Source organism: Catenulispora sp. MAP12-49 (assembly GCF_041262705.1).
GTDB lineage: Bacteria > Actinomycetota > Actinomycetes > Streptomycetales > Catenulisporaceae > Catenulispora.
The window spans coordinates 103,118-123,487 of sequence record NZ_JBGCCP010000013.1 but is presented as its reverse complement, the minus strand read 5'-3'; the positions used below and the strand labels follow the sequence as shown (position 1 = coordinate 123,487).

22 protein-coding genes are annotated in these 20,370 nt (G+C 71.4%); 12 read left to right on the top strand and 10 right to left on the bottom strand.

All coding sequences use genetic code 11. The features are described from left to right. The first annotated feature begins 55 nt into the window (after positions 1-55). Positions 56-931 (top strand): MBL fold metallo-hydrolase, encoded by an 876-nt coding sequence (locus ABIA35_RS23595; RefSeq protein WP_370359332.1) that lies wholly within the window; start codon positions 56-58, stop codon positions 929-931. Here ABIA35_RS23595 and ABIA35_RS23590 read toward each other — a convergent pair. Then, positions 883-4,170, bottom strand: a complete 3,288-nt coding sequence (locus tag ABIA35_RS23590; protein WP_370359331.1) for a tetratricopeptide repeat protein — start codon at positions 4,168-4,170, stop codon at positions 883-885. The genes ABIA35_RS23595 and ABIA35_RS23590 overlap by 49 nt on opposite strands. A 163-nt stretch (positions 4,171-4,333) precedes the next feature. On the opposite strand from ABIA35_RS23590, the gene ABIA35_RS23585 reads away from it, so the two are divergent. The 4 genes from ABIA35_RS23585 (at position 4,334) to ABIA35_RS23570 (ending at position 6,932) form a co-directional block, all read left to right on the top strand. Next, entirely contained in the window at positions 4,334-5,014 is a 681-nt protein-coding gene (locus ABIA35_RS23585; protein WP_370359330.1) for a hypothetical protein, read from the top strand. Positions 5,015-5,147: 133 nt separating this feature from the next. Beyond that, positions 5,148-5,480 carry a cupin domain-containing protein gene (locus tag ABIA35_RS23580; RefSeq protein ID WP_370346029.1) on the top strand — a complete coding sequence of 111 codons (333 nt, stop codon included), beginning with the start codon at positions 5,148-5,150 and terminating at the stop codon, positions 5,478-5,480. Between the two features lie 169 nt (positions 5,481-5,649). Beyond that, positions 5,650-6,090, top strand: coding sequence for an ATP-binding protein (locus ABIA35_RS23575; protein ID WP_370346027.1), 441 nt, complete (start codon positions 5,650-5,652; stop codon positions 6,088-6,090). Next, positions 6,087-6,932, top strand: a complete 846-nt coding sequence (locus tag ABIA35_RS23570) for a SigB/SigF/SigG family RNA polymerase sigma factor (protein WP_370346025.1) — start codon at positions 6,087-6,089, stop codon at positions 6,930-6,932. The genes ABIA35_RS23575 and ABIA35_RS23570 overlap by 4 nt, the downstream gene beginning before the upstream one ends. Here ABIA35_RS23570 and ABIA35_RS23565 read toward each other — a convergent pair. The 3 genes from ABIA35_RS23565 to ABIA35_RS23555 all read right to left on the bottom strand — a co-directional run bounded on the left by ABIA35_RS23565 (position 6,929) and on the right by ABIA35_RS23555 (position 8,228). After that, positions 6,929-7,273 carry a WhiB family transcriptional regulator gene (locus ABIA35_RS23565; RefSeq protein WP_370346023.1) on the bottom strand — a complete coding sequence of 115 codons (345 nt, stop codon included), beginning with the start codon at positions 7,271-7,273 and terminating at the stop codon, positions 6,929-6,931. The two genes, ABIA35_RS23570 and ABIA35_RS23565, sit on opposite strands and share 4 nt — an antisense overlap. Positions 7,274-7,275: 2 nt before the next feature. Then, positions 7,276-7,698 carry a CBS domain-containing protein gene (locus ABIA35_RS23560; RefSeq protein WP_370346021.1) on the bottom strand — a complete coding sequence of 141 codons (423 nt, stop codon included), beginning with the start codon at positions 7,696-7,698 and terminating at the stop codon, positions 7,276-7,278. A 110-nt stretch (positions 7,699-7,808) separates the two neighbouring features. Further along, complete coding sequence (locus tag ABIA35_RS23555; protein WP_370346019.1) at positions 7,809-8,228, bottom strand: CBS domain-containing protein; 420 nt, start codon at positions 8,226-8,228, stop codon at positions 7,809-7,811. 146 nt (positions 8,229-8,374) lie between these two features. Here ABIA35_RS23555 and ABIA35_RS23550 point away from each other — a divergent pair, with 146 nt between their 5' ends. Then, positions 8,375-10,336 (top strand): aconitate hydratase, encoded by a 1,962-nt coding sequence (locus ABIA35_RS23550; RefSeq protein WP_370359329.1) that lies wholly within the window; start codon positions 8,375-8,377, stop codon positions 10,334-10,336. 266 nt (positions 10,337-10,602) lie between these two features. Here the strand turns inward: ABIA35_RS23550 and ABIA35_RS23545 are convergent, their stop codons facing one another. The 6 genes from ABIA35_RS23545 to ABIA35_RS23520 all read right to left on the bottom strand — a co-directional run bounded on the left by ABIA35_RS23545 (position 10,603) and on the right by ABIA35_RS23520 (position 15,956). Further along, the gene (locus tag ABIA35_RS23545; protein WP_370346016.1) at positions 10,603-10,974 is read right to left on the bottom strand and encodes a hypothetical protein; all 372 of its coding nucleotides are present in this window, start codon (positions 10,972-10,974) and stop codon (positions 10,603-10,605) included. Positions 10,975-11,138: 164 nt separating this feature from the next. Further along, positions 11,139-12,647 (bottom strand): amino acid permease, encoded by a 1,509-nt coding sequence (locus ABIA35_RS23540; protein WP_370346014.1) that lies wholly within the window; start codon positions 12,645-12,647, stop codon positions 11,139-11,141. Positions 12,648-12,876: 229 nt separating this feature from the next. Continuing rightward, complete coding sequence (locus tag ABIA35_RS23535; protein ID WP_370346012.1) at positions 12,877-13,089, bottom strand: ferredoxin; 213 nt, start codon at positions 13,087-13,089, stop codon at positions 12,877-12,879. A gap of 10 nt (positions 13,090-13,099) precedes the next feature. Then, positions 13,100-14,386, bottom strand: a complete 1,287-nt coding sequence (locus ABIA35_RS23530) for an NADH-ubiquinone oxidoreductase-F iron-sulfur binding region domain-containing protein (protein ID WP_370346010.1) — start codon at positions 14,384-14,386, stop codon at positions 13,100-13,102. Then, entirely contained in the window at positions 14,383-14,991 is a 609-nt protein-coding gene (locus ABIA35_RS23525) for a ferric reductase-like transmembrane domain-containing protein (RefSeq protein WP_370346008.1), read from the bottom strand. The genes ABIA35_RS23530 and ABIA35_RS23525 overlap by 4 nt, the downstream gene beginning before the upstream one ends. Beyond that, positions 14,976-15,956, bottom strand: coding sequence for an FAD:protein FMN transferase (locus ABIA35_RS23520; RefSeq protein WP_370346006.1), 981 nt, complete (start codon positions 15,954-15,956; stop codon positions 14,976-14,978). Before ABIA35_RS23520 ends, ABIA35_RS23525 begins: the two co-directional genes overlap by 16 nt. Positions 15,957-15,968: 12 nt before the next feature. Here ABIA35_RS23520 and ABIA35_RS23515 point away from each other — a divergent pair, with 12 nt between their 5' ends. From ABIA35_RS23515 to ABIA35_RS23490, 6 genes are all read left to right on the top strand, one after another. After that, entirely contained in the window at positions 15,969-16,316 is a 348-nt protein-coding gene (locus ABIA35_RS23515; protein WP_370346004.1) for a hypothetical protein, read from the top strand. A 218-nt stretch (positions 16,317-16,534) separates the two neighbouring features. Further along, entirely contained in the window at positions 16,535-17,815 is a 1,281-nt protein-coding gene (locus ABIA35_RS23510; protein ID WP_370346002.1) for an ATP-binding protein, read from the top strand. A 3-nt stretch (positions 17,816-17,818) separates the two neighbouring features. Further along, positions 17,819-18,229 carry a roadblock/LC7 domain-containing protein gene (locus tag ABIA35_RS23505; protein WP_370346000.1) on the top strand — a complete coding sequence of 137 codons (411 nt, stop codon included), beginning with the start codon at positions 17,819-17,821 and terminating at the stop codon, positions 18,227-18,229. After that, positions 18,226-18,573 carry a DUF742 domain-containing protein gene (locus tag ABIA35_RS23500; protein WP_370345998.1) on the top strand — a complete coding sequence of 116 codons (348 nt, stop codon included), beginning with the start codon at positions 18,226-18,228 and terminating at the stop codon, positions 18,571-18,573. The genes ABIA35_RS23505 and ABIA35_RS23500 overlap by 4 nt, the downstream gene beginning before the upstream one ends. Then, positions 18,551-19,144: an ATP/GTP-binding protein gene (locus ABIA35_RS23495; RefSeq protein ID WP_370345996.1), complete on the top strand. Its 594-nt coding sequence runs from the start codon at positions 18,551-18,553 to the stop codon at positions 19,142-19,144. The genes ABIA35_RS23500 and ABIA35_RS23495 overlap by 23 nt, the downstream gene beginning before the upstream one ends. Next, positions 19,141-20,361 (top strand): cytochrome P450, encoded by a 1,221-nt coding sequence (locus tag ABIA35_RS23490; protein ID WP_370345994.1) that lies wholly within the window; start codon positions 19,141-19,143, stop codon positions 20,359-20,361. Before ABIA35_RS23495 ends, ABIA35_RS23490 begins: the two co-directional genes overlap by 4 nt. Positions 20,362-20,370 lie beyond the last annotated feature (9 nt).

Here is a 20,370-nt window from a genome sequence, read left to right as displayed (position 1 = left end):
CCTCCTCCCGGTGCGGGCTTGACCTCAAGCGCGCTTCAAGTCGCAGTGTAGGCGCATGCGAATCCATCACATCAACTGCGGATCGATGCGTTCCATCGAGGACGAGGACGGATCCAGCCTGCCCGCGGTGTGCCACTGCCTGCTGATCGAGACCGACCGCGACGGCCTGGTGCTGGTCGACACCGGCCTGGGCACCGCCGACGTCGCCGATCCGGAGCGCACCCTGAGCCAGGAGTTCATCGGCCGCGCGCAGCCGGTACTCGACCTGGAGGAGACCGCCCTGCACCAGGTCAAGGCCCTGGGATACGACGCGGCCGACGTACGGCACATCGTGCTGACCCACCTCGACATCGACCACTCCGGCGGCCTGCCGGACTTTCCCGACGCGCGCGTGCACGTCCTGGACACCGAGCAGCGCACCGCGCTGGCCGGCACCGGCAGCCACCCCGAGGACCGCATCCGCTACCGCCCGGCGCACTGGGCGCACCAGCCGCTGTGGCAGACGTACGCGCCGGGGGTGGGGGCGGGGGTGGGGGCGCCGGCGGGGGAGTCGTGGTTCGGCTTCGACGCGGTCCGGCCGCTGGCCGGGCTGGACGCGGAGATCGCGCTGGTCCCGCTCGGCGGACACACAGCGGGGCACAGCGCGGTGGCCGTGCGTGCGGCGGATCGCTGGCTGCTGCATTGCGGGGATGCCTACTACTTCCACACCGAGATCGACCCCGACCGTCCGCGTGGCCACCCAGGGATGGACATCCTGCAGCAGATCACGGAGGTGGACCGGCCGCTGCGGATGGCGAATCATGCTCGGCTGCGGGAATTGGTTCGGTTGCACGGGGATGAGGTCTCGGTGTTCGCCGCGCATGACCCATGGGAGTTGGACCGCTACCGCACCACGATCTCGTACTCCAAAAACGCCCCCGCCAGATCCTGATCCTGCGCGCAAGCCACATCCTCCCCCGCGCACATCCGCCGAGCCTCGGGCTGAAGCCCGAGTCGCAGGTACAGGCTCAGCGCCCGCCGCAAATGCTGCTCGCCCTCCTGAATCCGGCCGCGCCGCACCAGGATGGCGCCGAGCCCCTCCAGCGCCGTGGCCTCGTCGTCGGGCTGGCGGACCTCGCGGTTCAGCACCACCGCCTGGCCGTAGGCCTCCACTGCCTCGTCCTCGCGGCCCGCGGCGGTCAGGGCGGCGGCGTGCTGATTGAGGGCCCAAGCCTGCTCGCCGCGGGCGTCGCAGTCGCGCAGGATCCGCAGTGCCTCGGCGGTGTGCGCGACGGCGCCCGCCGGGTCGGCGAGGCGGCGGCGGACGTTGCCCAGCTCGGCGATGGCCACGGCTTGGGCGGTCGGGTGGGTCAGGCCCCGGTACAGCTTCAGGGCCTGGGTCAGGGCGTCCTCGGCGCCGAGCGGGTCGTCGGTGAGCAGGCGCAGGCGGCCCAGCTCGATCAGTGCGCCGGCCTGGCCCAGGGGGCTGTCCAGGCGCCGGTACGTCGCCAGCGCCTGCGTGACGTTCTCGGTCGCGGCGCGGTGGTCACCGGTGCGGCGCTGCACGATGCCGAGCGAGGTCCGTGCGTTGGCCTGGCCGAGCACGCTGTCCAGGCGCCGCCACAGACGCAGTGCCCTGCTGTACGCGGCGGTCGCGGCGGGGTAGTCGCCGGTCAGGTGCCGGATCGCGCCCAGCTGGGTCAGCACCTCGGCCAGGCCGGCGGTGTCGTCCAGGCGCTGGTAAAGACGTTGGGCGCGGGTGCAGGCGTCGGCGGCGGCGATGTAGTCGCCGGTGAGGCGGTGGACGCGGCCCAGTTCGTTCAGGGCTCTGGCTTGTCCGGGGAGGTCGTCGAGGTGGAGGGCTAGTTCCAGGGCCTGAGCTCCGGCATCCCCGGCGGCGGGGTGGTCGCCGGCGAGTTGGGATACCCGGCTCAGTTGGGTCAGGACGAAGGCCTGCGCGCGGAGGTTATCCGATGCCTGATAGAGCTTTAGGGCTTCCCGGTGGGCCTCGACCGCGCTGGGGTAGTCGCCGCACATACGCCTGGCGACGCCCAGATTCGTCAGGGCGCAGGCCAGCGCGGGAAGGTCCGCGCGGCGGCGCGCCAGATCGGCGGCGGCGCCGTGCAGCTCGACGGCCCGGGCCCAGGGGCCGTGCGAGTACAGATGCGTGGCCACAGCGGCCGGGAGCGCGATCGCGTGGACCGGGTCGGGTCGGCTCGCGGCGTGGTGGGCCGCGGCTATCAGGTTCTCGATCTCGTCGCTCATCCAGGCCTGCGCGGTTTCGCGGTCGCTGATGGCGGGGTGGTGGCGCGGCGGGTGTGCGGGAGCGGCGGTGTGCAGCGCCGGCAGGGTTCGAAGATAGCTGTCGGCCAGTTGTGCGGTGTGCTGGTAATAGTCGAACAGGCGGTCCAGGTTGGGGTTGCGAAGGTCCTGGTTCGGTATGCGCGAGAGCGTGTAGGAGCGCATCAGATCGTGGATGCGGAATCGGCCCGGAGCGGACTCGGTCAGCAGGCTGCGATCGATGAGGTCGTCGAGCAGCCGCCGCGTCGAGCGCAGATCGGCGTCGAGCAGCGCCGCGCACGCGTAGACGTCGACGTCCCGGCCCGGGACCTGCGTGATGTTGAACAGGACCGTTCGCTGCGCCCGCGTCAGATTCCGGGAGGACAGCTCGAAGACCGACGCCAGGCTCCGCTGACCGTCGTCGAAAGCCTCCAGCGCACCGGAGTCCTCTCGCAGTTCCCTGATGACGTGCTCCAGCTGCCAGCTGCGCCGATGCCTCAGCAGCGCGGCTGCGATGCGTACCGCCAGCGGCAGCCGCCCGCACATCTCGGCGACCTCGGCCACCGGCGCGTCGTCGACCGGCGTGCGGCCCGCGCCGGCGGTGGCGCGGAACAGGCTCACGGCGTCGTCCACCGGCAGCACGTCCAGGCTCAGCGGCTCGGCGTCGTCCAGCGCCTTCAGCCGTTTGCGGCTGGTGACCAGCACCAGACAGCCGCCGCTGCCGGGAATCAGGGGCCGGATGTGGTTCTCGTCGGCGGCGTTGTCCAGCACGATGAGCGTGCGGGTGCCGGCCAGCAGGGCCCGGTATTTGGCCGCGCGGGCGTCGAGGTCGTTCGGGACCGTCTGCGGCGGTGCGCCGAGGGCGGCCAGTGCGCTGCCCAGGGCGTCGAAGGCGGTGCGGGTCGGGACGCCGGGGGAGTGGGCGTGCAGCTCCAGGAACAGCTGCCCGTCCGGGAACCGGTCGGCCAGCAGGTGCGCGGCGTGCACGGCCAGGGCCGTCTTGCCGATGCCGCCCATGCCGTCGATCGTGCAGATCACCGGTGCGCCGGGCGTTCGGTCGGCCTCGGCGCGCCGGGCCAGGCGGGCGAGTTCGAACAGCTCGTCCACGCGGCCGGTGAACGCGCCGGTGTCGGCGGGCAGTTGCTGGCGAGGGTCGGCCGGGTGGGCTGGGACGCGGCCGGCGAGTGCGTCGCTGTGGGCTTGGCGCAGGGCCGGGGTCGGGGTGCGGCCCTGGCGACGCAGGGAACGTTCGGCGCGGGAGCCGGTCTCGGCCGCCTCGTCCGTCTGGCCGGCCTGTGTCAGGGCTCGAATGAGGGTCGCCGCCACGGCTTCGTCGTCGGGTCGGAGCGAGGCCACGTCGCGCAGGACCGTCGCGGCCTCGGCGGGTCGGCCGGTCTCCAGTTCGATCTCGGCCAGCAGCATCGCCGCGTCCCGGCGCCGGCGCTCCAGCTCGGCAGCGCGGTGCCGCAGATAGGGGGTGTCGAGTCCTTCGAGCGGACGGCCGTGCCACAGGTCCAGCGCCTCGTGCAGGCGCTGCGCCGCGATCTGGTGCTCCTGCCCGGTGCGGGCGTCGCGGGCCCGGCCCAGCAGCACGCCGAACCGCTCGGCGTCGATCAGGCGGGGATCCAGCAGCGCGGTGTACCCGGGGCGGCGGGCCACCAGCCGGACCTGGTCCTCGATCGGCTCCAGCGCCTTTCGCAGGGCCGAGACATAGTTGGCGATCTGCCGGTCGACCGTGTCCGGCGGCGAGGAGGGCCAGGCCCATTCGGCCAGGTCGCTGCGCGAGACCGTGCGGCCGTGGTTGAGCACCAGGACGGCCAGCAGGCACAGCCGTCGCTGGCCGTCGAGGGGGAGCGGAACGCCGCCGTGGTGCACGGTCAGCCCGCCGAGCAGCCGGATATCGGGATCCATCGGTCCATCCCCTGCGGAGCGGAAGATAGCGATGGCAAGGCTACTCACCGTGTCAGTACGTTCACAACGCCGTAGTGGGGGACCGGTCCTCCGCTGCGGCTTGTTTGCCTCTTGCGGTCCTGGAGATACGTGCTACCTACCGACGATCGAGAGGATTTGCGAGATGCAGGACACCCTCGAATACGTGATACGCAGCCGCGTCCGGTGCGCCGGGGAAGAATGCGGTGAGGTGGCGTTCGTGGTCGTCGACCCGGTGGCCGACAGGCTCACCCACCTCGTGGTGCAGCCGGACGACGACAGCGGGCAGGCCCGCCTGGTCCCGGTGCACATCGCCATACCCGGACCGGAGGGCGTCGACCTGAACTGCACCCGGGCGCGGTTCGACGAGTTCGAACCGGCGGTGCAGACGTATTTCATGCCCGACATCGAGGCCGTCGGGCCCGCGCGCGGCGACCGCGTCCTGGCCTGGCCGCTGTACGGGCTGGTGATGACCCCGACCGCGCTGACCGGCTTCGTCCCCGGCGTGGACCCGCAGCTCGCGGCCACGATCGTGGAGCACCTCCCGGCCGGCCAGGTCAGTGTGCGGCGCGGGGAGCGTGTGCACGCCGAGGGCGGCGAGATCGGGCGGGTGCAGGGCCTGGTGGTGGTCCCGCCGGACAGCGAGGTGACCCACGTCCTGCTCGACGAGGGCCACCTGTGGGGCCGCAAGCGGGTCGCCATCCCGATCCGGGACGTGCTCGGGATCGACGTCGACGGCGTGTCCGTGGGGCTGACCAAGGACCAGATCAAGGACCTGCCCCCGGTGGACGTCGATGGCCTGGAGGCGTCCGCGGACCCCCGGTGATTCCCGCCGACCCGCGCTGACCCTCCCGCGCCCGGGCCGGGGCGGCATGACCGGCCCGGCCCTGGGTAGGCGGACCGGAGCGTGACCGATCGTCCGGCCGAACAGGCCCTGAAACGTAAACGGCGGAACCATCATGCAGAAGCTTTCGCTCGAAGCGCTCTCCCGGCAGCACCTGGAGCGCGCCGCGTCCTCCTCGACCGGCCGCAGCTCGCAGAGCGTCTACGGCGGCCACGAGCGCGTCCTGCGCCAGACGCTGATCGCTTTGCGCTCCGGCAGCACGCTGTCCGAGCACGAGAACCCCGGCGAGGCCACGGTGCTGGTGCTGCGCGGCCGGGTCCGGCTGGTCTCCGAGGACGCGTCGTGGGAGGGCATGGCCGGCGACCTGCTGATCGTGCCGGAGGCCCGGCACAGCGTGGAGGCGGTGGAGGACGCCGCGTTCGTGCTGACCGTGGCCAAGACTTTGTGAGCCGGGAAATGCCTTAGTCGTCGTCGGCTGCCTCGGACCGGACACCGTCACGCCGGCCGCTCGGCCTCACCCGGTCGGCCGAAGCCGCATCATGCCCGGGACAACGGTGCGCCCCCGCTTGTCGGAGGCGCACTGTTTGATCGTTCCGGAACTGGTCACACGTAAAGATATGAACAATGTCCGCCGATTGAACGAGGTGGCCCGGACCGGCCGGATCACGGTGCCCGAGGCCGCGTCCGTGCAGCTCGCCGTGCCGGCGGACAGGCACTACATTGTGCTCGTCCGGTCCGCGGTGGCCCAGCTCGGCGCCTGTTTCGGCTTCACCATGGGGGCGATCGGGGATCTGCGCCTGGCCGTGGACGAGGCGTGCAACCTGCTCGTCGCCGGCGGCCCCGACCCCGCCGTCAGCGGCCTGGAGTGCCGGGCCGAGGTGCGCGGGGACCTGCTGCGGGTGACGGTGTCCGCCTCGGCGGTGGCCGTGGCGCCGCCGGACCCCGAGGGGCTGGGCTGGAACATCCTGGCCGCGCTGGTGGACACGCTGGCGTGGGAAGAGGACGGCGACGTGGTGCGCGTCGAGATCGAGAAGCGGCGCGGCACCCGCGGCAGATGAGAGCCATGGTCAAGGACGGCGTCCACGACGGACGGCCCGATCGGCTCGGCGCGTACGCCGCGGCCCTGGCCGCGCTGCGCCGGCTGGGTACCCTCGCGCACTCCGATCCTCAGCGGCCGGCGCTGCGGGAGTTCGTGATCGGCGAGTACATGTCCTACGCGCGCTACGTCGCCGGGCGTTTCCGCCGCCGCGGCGAGGCCTCGGAGGACCTGGAGCAGGTGGCGTACGTCGGCCTGGTGAAGGCGGTCGACGGTTACGACGTGGAATACCACACCACCTTCCTGACCTACGCGACGCCGGTGATAGCCGGCGAGATCAAGCGCCACTTCCGCGACACGACCTGGGACGTCCACGTCCCGCGCCGGATGCAGGAGCTGTCCGCGGCCCTGCGCCAGGCGCGCGAACACCTGGCGCAGACGCTGGGACGCGACCCGACCGCGGCCGAGCTGGCCGAGCACCTGGACGCCACCACCGAGGAGATCGTCGACGCGATGGAGGCCTCGGCGGTCTACAACACCGGCTCCCTGGACATCCCGGTCGGCCTGTCCGACGGCGACGGCGCCACCCTCGGCGAGCTGATCGGCGGCGACGACCCCGCCTACGGCATGATCGTCGACCGCGAATCGCTCAAGCCGCTGCTGGCCGAGCTCGACGAGCGGGACAAGCGGATCCTGCTGCTGCGCTACTTCCGCACCATGTCGCAGACCGAGATCGGCGACGAGATCGGGGTCTCGCAGATGCAGGTGTCGCGGCTGCTGGCCAGGATCCTCGGGCAGCTGCGGGAGGGACTGGGCCTGCAGACGGCCGCCGGGGCGGCGGACTCCAAGCGATCAGCAGGCTAAGGGCCCCGCCGATCGGCACGCCGCGACGTCCGAGCGAGCCGCCGTCGCTTGATGGTGGCCCGTTCGCGCGCGGTGAACCCGCCCCAGATCCCGTAGCGCTCCTGCTTGGCCAAGGCGAACAGCAGGCATTCGCGGCGCACCGGGCACTCCGCACACACTGCCTTGGCGGCCCGGATCCGCCGGGCGCGCGGCGCGGCGCCCTCGCCCTCGGCCTCGAAGAAGAGCCGCCACGCGGCCTGGCGGCAGGCCGCGCGGGCGAACCAGCTCCGCTCCCGGTCGGACTTCGGGCTCGGGGGCGCGGGCGTCGGCGCCGGCGCCGACGCGACAGGGCTCTGCTGCATGGTCAGATGTCCTGGACGATCGCGTGCTCGACCAGGCCGCTGATCCCCGGCGGCAACACCCGGGCCAGGTCGGACTGGCTGACGATGCCGACCAGGTGCGGTCCGTCGACCACCGGCACCCGGCGGATCCGGTGGTCGGCCATGGCACGCTGGGCCGCCAGGACCGGATCGGACGCGCGCACGCACACCGGCGGCTTGGACGCCAGCGTGGACGCCGCCACCCGGCTCAGGTCCATACCCTCTGCCACGCCGCGCACGGCGATGTCCCGGTCGGTCAGCATCCCGGTCAACTCGCCGTCGGCGCCCCGGACCGGGACGGCGCCGACGCCCTTGTCGCGCATCAGCCGGGCGACCTCCTCCAGCGGCTGGTCGCCGTCGACGCACTGGACCGGGGTGGTCATGATCTCGGAGATCGTCGTGGCCATGAAGGCTCCCTTCTTCGCGATACGGCGGATTCTTAGCCCGGTGACCGGTTCCGGCGGATCGAAACCCGCTGGGGCGGGGCGCGCTCAGCGGTTCAGCTCAGCGGATCGGCTCAGTGGTTCGGCGCGGCGGTACTGATCCGGCCCAGCACCGACTCCGGATCCCGCAGCCGCGCCAGATCGCCCAGCGAGATCACCCCGACGGCCACCCCGTGGTCGACCACCGGGACGCGCAGCACGGCGTGCTCCCGCATGGTCTCCAGCGCGGCGTCGACGTCGTCCTCCGGGTGCAGGCACAGCGGATGCATCGTGCAGACCGCGCTGACCATGGTGGCCGGGCTGCCGCCGTCGGCCAGCACCCGGACCACCAGGTCGCGGTCGGTCACCACCCCGGTCATGTCCCCGCCGCCGTCGACCAGCACCGCGCCGATGTCCCGCTCCCGCATGACCGCGGCCACCTCGGCCACGCTGTCGGTCGGTTTCACTGTCACCGGCGCCAGGCTCATGACGTCGACGATGCGCTCGGTGCTCATCGCGATCTCCTCGCCGCGGCACGGCTGTCCGGCGCCGCGGTTCCACGGGGCGGCGTGCCGTCGAGCCTCGCGCGTACCCGGGATTATGGGGGATATGCGCCTCAAGGCGGGGGTTTGCGCCACAGATCACCGGGCACCGGACCGGAATGGCCGGAATGAACTTGGCGCGCAAGCTGATCGAGGCACATCTGGTGGACGCCGACGCCGACGCCGACGGCGCCATGACGCCGGGTTCCGAGATCGCGTTGCGCGTGGACCAGACGTTGACCCAGGACGCCACCGGGACCCTGGTGATGCTGGAGCTGGAAGCCCTCGGGCTGAACCGGGTCCGCACCGAGGTCTCGGTGCAGTACGTCGACCACAACCTGTTGCAGACCGACGAGCGGAACATGGCCGACCACCTGTTCCTGCGCTCGGCGGCGCAACGCTTCGGCCTGTGGTTCTCCCCGCCGGGCGGCGGCGTGTCGCACCCGGTGCACATGCAGCGCTTCGGGATCCCCGGCAAATCGCTGATCGGCTCGGACTCCCACACCTGCGCCGCCGGCTCGCTGGGCATGCTGGCCATCGGCGTCGGCGGCCTGGAGGTCGCGCTGGCCATGGCCGGGGAGCCGCTGTACCTGACCATGCCCCGGATCTGGGGCGTGCGGCTCACCGGCGAGCTGCCGGACTGGGTCAGCGCCAAGGACGTGGTGCTGGAGATGCTGCGCCGCCACGGCGTGAAGGGCGGGGTGCACCGGATCATCGAGTACCACGGGCCCGGGGTGGCGACGCTGTCGGCGATGGACCGGCACGTCATCGCCAACATGGGCGCCGAACTCGGGGCGACCGGGACGGTCTTCCCCTCCGACGACCGGGTCCTGGAGTTCCTGCGCGCCGAGGGCCGCGAGGCGGACTACGTCGAACTCGCCGCCGACCCCGACGCCCAGTACGACCTCACCGACGAGATCGACCTGTCCACCGTCGAACCGCTGATCGCCAAGCCCAGCTCGCCCGGCTCGGTGGTAGCGGTGCGCGAGGTCGCCGGCACCGAGGTGCACCAGGTGGTGGTGGGCTCCTCGGCCAACCCGGGCCTGCGGGACTTCGCCATGGTCGCCGCGATCCTGCGCGACCGCCGCGCCGACCGCCAGGTCTCGCTCGACGTCAACCCGACCTCGCGGGAGATCCTCGCCGACCTGACGAAGTCCGGCGCCATCCTGGACCTGATCCACTCCGGCGCGCGCCTGCACCAGACCGGGTGCCTGGGCTGCATCGGCATGGGTCAGGCCCCTGCGAAGGGCCGCAACAGTCTGCGAACCTTTCCGCGCAACTTCCCGGGCCGCTCCGGGACCGACGACGACCAGGTGTGGCTGTGCTCCCCGGAGACAGCCGCCGCGGCCGCTCTGACCGGACGCATCACCGACCCGCGCGAGTTGGGGTTCGCCTACCCTGACGTGCAGCTGCCGGAGTCCTCCTCGGTGGACGTCGTGGTGCTGGAACACCCGCTGCCGCCGGGCCTGGCCGCGGAGGTCGAGCTGGTCAAGGCCGAGAGCATCGGCAGGCTGCCGGAGCTGGACCCGCTGCCGGACCGCCTGGACGTCCCGGTGGTCCTCAAGGCCGGCGACAACGTGTCGACCGACGAGATCCTGCAGGCCGGCGCCGCGGCGCTGCCGTTCCGCAGCGACATCGAAAGGCTCGCCGAATTCTCCTTCACCCGCCTGGACCCGACGTACCCGCAGCGGGCCCGCGAGACCGGCGACCACGCCGTGATCGGCGGCGAGAACTACGGCCAGGGCTCCTCGCGCGAGCACGCGGCACTGGCGCCCCGCTCCCTGGGGCTGCGCGTCGTGATCGCCAAGTCGTTCGCACGGATCCACGCCTCGAACCTGGTGAACTTCGGCGTGCTGCCCCTGGAGTTCACCGACCCGGCCGACTACGACGGCATCCAGCCCGGCGACGAGCTTCAGCTCGACGGACTGAGCCGGCACCTGGCCGACGGCGAGTTCACGGTCAGCAACCTCTCGCGGAACACGACCTTCGGCGTCCGGCACCGGCTCTCGCCACGGCAGATCGCGACGATCCTGGCCGGCGGCCGGATCGCCGAGCACCTGGGCGGTCGGAGCAAGAGCTGAGGTTCTCAGGGCTCGATGTCTGAATCGGGCGCCTCTGGCGTATGCGTGGGTGGGGGTGGCGGGTGCGGTTTGTTTATGGCTGACAGGCACGGGCGTTTCTTGACGGCTTCGCGCATGGTTCACGGGATCCGCTGGTGGCGCGGGTCGGGTGTGACGCCTTTTCGCGGGGCGGCGGTGGTGTGGGCAGATGGTGGGGTCTACAGCGACAGTCAAAGACCACAGTCACTGCTCGGAAGCGATACCGCGGACGCCGTCGCGCCCGCGCCTCACCAGCCGATGACCCGTCGATCGGCCTGTGCCTCGCGGAAGCGCATCCGGGTGGCGGACAGCCAGTTCTGCAGCTGCTCGGCCAGCAGGTCGCGCGATTCGGAATAGGAGTCCAGCGCGGCTGCGCAGGCCTGTTCGGCCCTTTTCAGCTGGCGTGCGGTCTCCTCGATCGCCGGCGGGTCGCCGACCCGCTGCGCGACGCGGAGTCGGTCGGCGAGCTGTTGCCGGGCTCGCGTGCAGACGTCCACGGAGATGTGTGCTTCGTATTCGGCCACCAGAAGCTGCCCGATCCAGGCGTCGCCCACCGCCTGTTCCGCGCTGCGTACGGCCGCGCGCTGGTCCGCGCCGTGGCCGTCCCGGTCGATTTCCATGTGTTGTCACCTCCAACACTTTCGACTTGACCGTTCTGCTCGGATCGAAACTGGGGACTAAGCGGTATTTCACCCTACGGAACAAGCGCCGGACGCGCTTGGCGGGCAATGGCCCGCCGGGCGCGTCCGGTGAGGTGACGAAGAACCCTGATGTCTGCCCCGCTCTACTTCACCGCCTCCGTCTCCCGTACCTCGACGGCCCGGACGGCGTGCCGGCGACTGTAGCCGAAGTACACGAACAGTCCGACCACCATCCACACGCCGAACCGGATCCAGGTGTCCACCGGCAGGTTGAGCATCAGCCACAGGCAGGCCAGGATCGCCGCGATCGGGACGTAGGGCACCGCCGGGGTGCGGAAGGCGCGCGGCAGGTCCGGGCGCGTGCGTCGCAGGATGATGACACCCAGCGAGACCAGGATGAAGGCCGCCAGGGTGCCGATGTTCACCAGCTCGGCCAGCGCCTTGAGCGGGATGACGGCGGCGAAGCAGGCGACGACCCCGCCCAGCAGGATGGTCGAGCGGTACGGCGTCTTGAACCGGGGGTGGACCTTGGAGAAGGTCTGGGGCAGCAGGCCGTCGCGGCTCATGGCGAAGAACACCCGGGACTGGCCCATGAGCAGCAGCAAGGTGACCGAGGTCAGACCCAGGACCGCGCCGGCGCTGATGAAGCCGCTGAGCCAGTGCGCGCCGGTGGCGTTGAAGGCGTCGGCCAGCGGGGCCTTCTCCGAGAGCATCGTGTACTTCTGCATGCCGGTCACGACCAGCGTCACTGCCACGTAAAGCACCGTGCACACCGCCAGCGAGGCCAGGATGCCGCGCGGCAGGTCGCGCTGCGGCTTCTTCACTTCCTCGGCGGCGGTGGCCACGACGTCGAACCCGATGAAGGCGAAGAACACGACGGCCGCGGCGCTGAAGATGCCCATCACGCCGAAGGAACCCGGCGCGAAGCCCAGATGCTGGATCAGCGGCGCCGAGCCGCCGCTCGCGGTGCCGCCCGTCTTGGAGGTCGGCGGGATGAAGGGGTGGTAGTTCGAGCTCTTGATGAAGAACAGGCCGGCGATGATCACCATCAGCACCACCGCCACCTTGATCGTGACGATCACGGCGGTGACCCGGGCCGACTCCTTGACCCCGGCGACCAGCAGCGCGGTCACGGCCAGCACCAGCACCGCGGCCGGGATGTTCAGCCCCCAGTGCTGGTCGGTGCCGCCGCCGATGGCGCTCGGGATGTGGATGCCGATGTCGCCCAGCAGCGTCTGGATGTAGCCGGACCAGCCGACCGCGACCACCGCCGCGCCGAGCGCGAGTTCCAGGATCAGGTCCCAGCCGATCAGCCAGGCCGGGAACTCCCCGAGCGAGGAGTAGGAGAAGGTGTACGCCGATCCCGCGACCGGGACCGTCGAGGCGAACTCGGCATAACACAGGGCCGCCAGGGCGCATACGAGCCCCGCGGCGGCGAAGGACAGCGCGACGGAGGGTCCGGCGTAGTCCTTGGCGGCTGTTCCGGTCAGTACGAAGATCCCGGTACCGATGATCACACCGATGCCGTAGACGGTCAGGTCGAACGCCGACAGCGCGCGTTTGAGGCTGCGCTCGGAGTCGTCCGTGTCCTTGAGGGTCTCTTCAATACTTTTGGTGCGGAATAGGCCCTTCGTCGCGTTCTGAGTGTCCATGGGCCCCGGCTACCCCGAAATCCGGATCTCTATCACGGCGGTATCGGGGAAATTCAAGGAAAATTGGCCTGTTTGCCCCGGGGCGCGCCGGCACCGGGAGGTGTTGGCAACGCCATGGAGTGGTTCGACTACGGTATGTCCACCTCCGGCACGATCACCTCTGGCGCTGGTGGCCGTCGGGTTCATCGTCCGCCCGTTCGGCGGAGCGTTGCTGCGGCGTGATCGGCGGTCAGTTTCGAAGCAGAAGAGCGAGCGCGGGGCATTCGTTGACGGCTCTGCGGGCCCGACGCTGGGCTTCGGGCGGGATCGGCCGGTCGCCGATGATCGGGTAGCCCCACTCGTCGAGGGTGATGACTTCCGGGAGGAGGTCGGCGCAACCGCCGTAACCCCGGCAGGTGGTCCAGTCGACGGCCGCGCGCGGCGGCCGGGGTGCTTCGGTCATGTCAGGCCTCTCATTTCCCAACGGGCAGCATCGGCGGTCGCCCGGGTGCGGTGCAGCGGCCCCGGGCGTGGGCGTCGGCTTCCCGCGCGAACGTGGTCAGGGCACTGTGAGCCAGCCGCGCCGAGCCGTCGGGGTGGCGGCACGCGCCGCGCCCGGTGATCAGGCCGGCCCAGCGCGACAGGTCCGTGTGGATCTGGCGGAAGTCGGTGCGCGGCGTCGGATGGGCCAACTCGGCGAAGGCCGATGCCATGCGCGGCAAGCCATTCAGGCACGGTCCGCACTGGCCGGCCGATTCCAGGGCCGGGTAGCGCAGGATCGAGGCGGTTTCGATCAGACCGCAGCGGTCGTGGGGGAGGACCGCCAGCATCCCTGCTCCCAGGGGGACGCCCAGCGTCTCAAGGCTCGATGATGCCGCATCGGCCCAGGGCAGCCAGGTGCCGTGGTACCCGCCGATCAGGACTGCCTGGCTGCTGCCCGGATGCGGAACCGTATCCGTATCCGTATTCACCAACTGCCGCACCGGCGTGCTCGGCATGGCTTCGACCACGGTCGGCGTGCCGTCCGCGTGCCGCACCGTGAACAGCGACGTGGCCGCGCCGGCTCGGTACCATCCCGGGCCGTGGCGGGCGATCAGGGCCAGATGCGCCAGCGTCTCAACGTTCTGCACCAGCGTGGGTGCGCCGCCGACGCCGTGCTCGTACACCGGCCGGATCTGGAACCGGGGCCGGGCCGCTCCTCCGTCCAGGAACGACACCAGTGCGGTTTCCTGCCCCGACAGGAAGCGCTGCGGCACCTCGACGATCGTGACCGGCACCGTCGGCGCGGGCCGCTGCCGGCTCACCTCGGTCAGATACCGGCCCAAGCCGTGCCCGGCTTCCACAGTCAGAAAGGCCCGATCGGCGCCGACCGCCGCCGCCGCGAGGGCCAGGCCGTCCAGCACAAGGTGCGGCGCCAGCGACATCAAGGTTTTGTCTTTCGCGCTCGCCGGTTCGCCCTCCGAGCCGTTGGCCACGACCACCGCCCGGCGCCGGCCGCGCCGAGCCGCCTCGCGCACCGCGCTCAGCTTCCGGTGGGTCGGGAACGCCGCGCCGCCGTGCCCGCGCAGGCCCGCCAGCTCGGCGGCCAGGATGATCTGCTCGCCGTCGAGGTACGACAGGCCGCCGTAGACCGCGCAGTGCGCCTCGTAGTTCAACGGTTCCGAGGCGAGCAGTCGCCGCGCCGCGTTCGTGGCGTACGAGCGGATGCGCACCGGCAGGACAGTCGTGGTCATGGTGGTCATGGTGGTCGTCGTGGTCATCGTCGGGCTCCCGCCGCGAGAAGGTCTGCCGGGGTCTGTATCTGTATCTGTATCTGTGTCTGTGTCACGCGCCGGCGCCCGGCGAGGAAATGATGTGCGGTGGTGGCCAGCACCACCGCGACGCAGCCGAGGGTCAGCCCCAGGGCCCAGCCGTTCATCGCATGCCCCGTGCCGCTGCCGAGGGCCACGCCGTGCACGACCGCCGCCGGCCAGCAGCCGTAGGCCAGCCAGTGCACGGCCCGCCACGTCCGCCGGCCCAGCCGGGCCCGCAGCAGGCTGGTGACCGTCACCGCCAGGATCAGGTCCAGCGCGACCGTGCCCAGGCCCACCCACAGCGGCTCGTAGGAAGAGGAGAACGGCACCACGGCTGCCAGTGGGCTGATATCGACATAGGAATCGACGACCGCCGTCAGGATGTGCACCGTCAGGAACGCCACCGCCAGCAACGAGATGCTCCGATGCAGCGCCACCGCCGCCAGGCGCGGCATCCCCGGGAGCCGTACCTGGCGTCGCACGCCGATCCCCAGCACCATCACGATGCTGAACAGCACCAGGCACACGATTCCTGTGGCCTGCCCGGCGTACCAGATCACCGCGGAGTCCACGACGGCACCCCCTTCGGATCCAGGGCGTAGGCGAAGCCGGTGCTGCGCGGCGCGGCGGGCCAGCGGCCGACCGTGCACACCGTCCCGTCCTCGGCCAGCAGCCGCGCGTCCAGGCCGCACTCGGCGAGCCAGGCCGGGGCCCGGCCGCCGCGGATCACGGCGGCGGTGCTCGCGATGTTGGCGTCCAGGCAGCTGGCCGCCGTCACGCTCACCGTGCGCCACGGCGTCCGCGCCGACAGGCCGGTGGCCGGGTCGACGATGTGATGCAGGGTTCTGCCATCGCGGGTCCACCGGCGGGCGGCGGTGCCCGAGGTGGCCAGTCCGCCGTCGCGAATCAGGACACTGGTGAAGGCCGCGTTCGGGTCCGGGTCGTCGGTCCGATCCTGGACGCGGATCGCCCAGCCGTCCTGCGGCGCCGGCCCGGCCACGGCGATGTCGCCGCCGAGGCCGACCAGCACGCCGCAGCCGAACGTCGCGGCCAACTCCGCGGCCGCGCGGTCGGCGGCCCACGCCTTCGCGGTGGCTCCCAGGTCCAGCCGGATCCCGGAGGGCACCGCCAGGGTGCGCCCGACGGCGTCGAACCGGATCCGCCGCCAGCCCGGCACCGGCCGCACCACCAGCTTCACCGGGCTTCCGCCTTGCTGCACCAGGTCGAAGTCGCGGTCGTACCCCAGGCCCGCCAAGGCCGAGCCGACCGTGGGATCGACGTCCCCGCAGCTGAGTTCCGCGCCGCGCAGCGCCGCGGCCACCGCGTCGGCCAGCACCTGGCTGACCGGCAGGTCGCGTCCGGCCGAGCGGTCGAACGCGGCGATCTCGGAGTCGTCGCGGAACCGGCTGCAGGCCAGATCCACCCGGGCCAGCCAGGTTTCCAGCGCCTGCCGGGCATCGGTCAGCGCGTCCGGATCGGTGACCGCCAGCCGGACCGCGCAACCCAGCGCGCGCCAGTCGGCCGCCGCGGCACTCATGACGCACCCGAGGTGGCGGCGTGGCCGGACGACGATGACGAAGAAGACGAACCGGATGACGAGGATGGCGAGGACGACGATGACGATGACGATGAGGAAGACGAAGAGGAATTCGAAGAAGTCGTGCTCGTGGTGCTCGTGGTACTCGGCGCGGTTGTCGCCGGCTGTAATCCCGAGCTGCCCGGGTTCGCGTGCGCGGCCCGGGGCACGGTCGCGGCGATCGCCACCCCGCCGGCCACGCTCGCCGCCGTGACACCCCAGGTCACCGCGGAAATCCGGACCAACCTGCGTCGTGCTTCGCGCTCCATGACACCACCTCCACAACCGTTGTTCGGATCACCGCCAACGGTGGCTTCGTGAAGTGAGAGAGCGATGAGGGGCGCGTCAACGTCCGCTTTGAGAAAAAGCTCAGAAGATCCCGTGAGAACAAATAGTCGAGCGCTCGTGAGGTCGGCGGGTCACACCCTTGTGCGGTACTGTCATGGCCCGTAGATCTGGTGCGCGCAAGCGTGTCAGTATCAGGCAAAAAGGCATCAGCGTGCCGTTTCGCTTCACACCAGACCTGATTGAGAAGACGGATGAATGCTGATATAGCACTGTGGTGCACGGCTGCCGCCCTCATCATCGCGATAGCTGTCGCCGTGTACTGGGCCCGCGGTGCCGGGCAGTTGCGGGCGCGGGTCGCCGGCCTGGAAGAGGCCTGCGCGGCCCGGGACGCCGCGGTGGCGCAGCTGGTCGCCGCCGGTCTGCCCTCGGTCGGCGAGCTGACGGGCGATTCCCCGGCGGGCCAAGCGGTCCATCACTTCCCGGCCGTGCCGCCGGTCCTGGAGCGGACCGCTTTCGCCGGCGACATCCAGGTCCTGACGCGGCGGTATGGTACCGGTCTTCGTGATCTGCAGCGCGGCGTGGCCTCCTCGGTGCGTCAGCGCGTTGAGGAAGAGGCCCACCAGACCACCGAGTCGGCCGTGCGGTCCTTCGCCGAGACCGTGGTCAGCCTCGGGGCGAACCTGAGCAAGGTGGTCGCCGAGGCCATGCGCCGCCACCGGGGCGACGAGACCTTCGAGACCCTCACGCTGATCGACCACACCGTCCAGCAGATGATCCGCCAGGCGCAGTCCTACGTCGTGGTCTGCGGCGGCCTGCCCGGCCGGCGCTGGCCGGCCCAGCCGATGACCGACGTGGTGCGCGGCGCGATGGGCCGCATCCAGGACTACCAGCGGGTCCGGCCGCGCGAGCTGAGCCGCCAGGTGGTCGGCCAGGCCGTGGAGCCCGCCGTGCACGCGGTGGCCACGCTGCTGGACAACGCCGCCCGCTACTCCCCGCCCGGGTCCTTCGTCGACGTGACGTTCCAGGAGGGCCACCACGGCGTGACCGTCATCGTCGACGACGCCGGCGTGGGAATGAACAGCGAGCAGCTGGACGCCGCGCGCCGCATCCTGTCCGGCCAGGAACCGGTGGACCTGCACGCCCTGGGCCCGCACCCGAAGATCGGCTTCCCGACGGTGGCCGCGCTGAGCCGGCGCTACGGCTTCCAGGCCTCCATCGACGGCTCCAGCAGCCCGTTCGGCGGGACGCGCGCGGCGCTGTTCATCCCTGAGTCCCTGCTCGCCGCGGAGGTCCCGATCGACGACGGCTCCGACGCCGCGCCGCCCGCGCCGGAAGACCTCGTGGAACTGGACACCACCGACGCCGGGCTGCCGCGCCGCCGGCGGCACAGCGCCACGCAGGACACCCAGCCCCTCCCGCCGGTGCTCAGCGCCTCGCCGCCGCGGCCCGGCATCGCCGCGGCGTGGCAGAGCGGCGCGCACCGCACCGACGGCGCGGACACGCCCTCCGACCCCGCAGAAGGGACTCGATAGCCCGTGAGCACCACCGCCCCGCCGGCTGACGGGAACAACAAGCTGACCTGGATGCTCAGCAGCCTGGACATCGAAGGGGTGCGCTACTCGGTCCTCATCTCCGGGGACGGGCTGCGCATGGCGCATTCGGACTCGATCTCCCGCGACGAGGCCGACGCGTTCGCCGCGGCGGTCAGCGGGGTGCAGTCCCTGGGCAAGGCGCTGGCCACGATGACCGGGGACCAGGACAACCGGCTGCGGCAGAACCTGATCGAGTACGACCAGGCCCTGGTCCTGGTCACCGCCGCGGGCCAGAACGCGATGCTGGGGGTGTGCGCGGAGCCCACCGCGGACGCCGGGCTGATCGTGCACCGGATGAACGATCTGGCCTCGCGCCTGGGCAACGAGCTGACCAGCGAGACGCGCCGGCCATGAGCCGGCCGCGGCGCGACCCGGACCTGGTGCGCGCGTACGTCGTGACCGGCGGCGTGGTGCGCCCCAGCCGCAAGCTCGGGCTGGTGACGCTGCTGATCGCGCAGGACGTCCCGGCCCAGGGGCTGGCCCCCGAGCAGCGCCGGGTGCTGGGCGTGTGCAGCCGGCACGGCGCCCTGTCGGTCGCGGAGATCGCCGCGCACCTGGATCTGCCGCCGTCGGTGGTCTCGATCCTGGCCTCCGCCCTGATGGACTCCGGACATCTCGCCGTCCCCGCTCCGACCGCCGACGTCCCCGAGATCGACGTGCTGAAAGAGGTTCTCCGTGGGCTCCGCCAACTTGTCTGAGGTCGCCTACCTGCCCGGCACCGTCACCCGGTCCGTGAAGCTGCTGGTGGCCGGCCACTTCGGGGCCGGCAAGACCACGTTCGTGGGCAGCGTCTCGGAGATCAAGCCGCTGCGCACCGAGGAGCCGATCACCGAGGCCAGTCTCGGCGTGGACGACCTGGCCGGGCTGCCGAAGAAGACCTCGACGACGGTGGCCATGGACTTCGGGCGCCGGACCTTCGGGGACGTGGCGCTGTACCTGTTCGGCACGCCGGGGCAGCACCGGTTCCTGCCGATGTGGGACGAGCTGGCCCGCGGCGCGGCCGGTGCCCTGGTGCTGGTCGACACCCGGCGCCTGGACCACTCCGACGAGATCCTCAGTGCCGTGGAGAAGCGCGGCCTGCCCTACACGGTCGCCGTGAACGAGTTCGACGGCGGGCGCCGCTATCCGGCCCAGGAGATCCGCGAGGCCCTGGACCTGGCGCCGACCACCCCCCTGACCGTCTGCGACGCCCGCGACCAGACCTCGTCCATCAAGGCCCTGATCATGCTCGTCGAACACCTCACCAGCCGACCGGAGACGCTCGCGTGACGACCCAGACACCCCCACAGAGCACCGCCATATCGCGCATCCCCATGTACACGCCCGAGTTCGCCGCCGACCCGCACGGCGTGTACGAGCGGATGCGCAACCTGCACGGATCGCTGGTCCCGGTCCTGCTGGACCCCGAAGTGCCGGCCACGCTGGTGATCGGCTACCAGACCGCCATCCGGATCCTGCACGACCCGGAGCGCTTCCCGGCCGACCCGCGCCGCTGGGAGGGGGCGAACCTGTCCCAGACCTGCCCGGTCCGGCCGATGATGGAGTGGCGGCCGAATGCGTTGCGCAGCGCGGGTATGGAGCACTCCCGGTACCGCAGCTCCAACGTGTACAGCCTCAACGGCGTCGACCTGCACGCGCTGCGCCGGGTGGTCCAGGACGTGGCCGGGGACCTGATCGCCGGCCTGAGCCGGGCCGGCCAGGCGGACCTGATCACGCAATACGCGTTCCCGTTGGCGTTCCGCGTCCTCAACCGCATGCTGGGCTGCCCGCCGGAGATCGGCGAGCGGGTGGCGATCGGCATGGCCAAGATCTTCGAGGGCATCGACGCCGAGGCCGGCAACGCCATGCTCGCCGCGGCGCTGGCCGAGCTGGTCATGATGAAGAAGGAGCGCCCGGCCGACGACATCACCACCCGGATGCTGCAGCACGAATCAGAGCTGGAACTCCCGGAGATGGTGCACCAGCTGGCCTGCGTCTACGGCGCCGGCATCGAGCCCCAGCAGAACCTGATCGCCAACACCCTGCTGCTGATCCTCACCGACGAGCGGTTCTCCGGGGACGTGCTGGACGGCAACCTCACCGTCCGCGACGCGCTGGACGAGGTGCTGTATCAGGACCCTCCGATGGCCAACTTCGGCATCTCCTACCCGCCCTACCCGGTGCAGATCGACGGCGTCTGGCTGCCCGCGGACCAGCCGGTGGTGATCAGCTTCTCGGCCTGCAACAACGACCCGGCCATCGCCTCCGACCAGCGCGCCGGCAACCGCGCCCACCTGGCCTGGAGCGTGGGCCCGCACGCCTGCCCGGCCCAGTCCGCGGCCTACCTGATCGCCCAGGCGGCGATCGACCAGATCCTGGACGCCCTGCCCGAGATGGAGCTCGCGGTCCCCGAGAAGGACCTGGTGTGGCGGCCCGGGCCCTTCGCCCGCGGGCTGGCCGCGCTGCCGGTCGCCATCCCGGTCCCGAGGCAGAACCCTGTTCGCTGAACGCCCCGC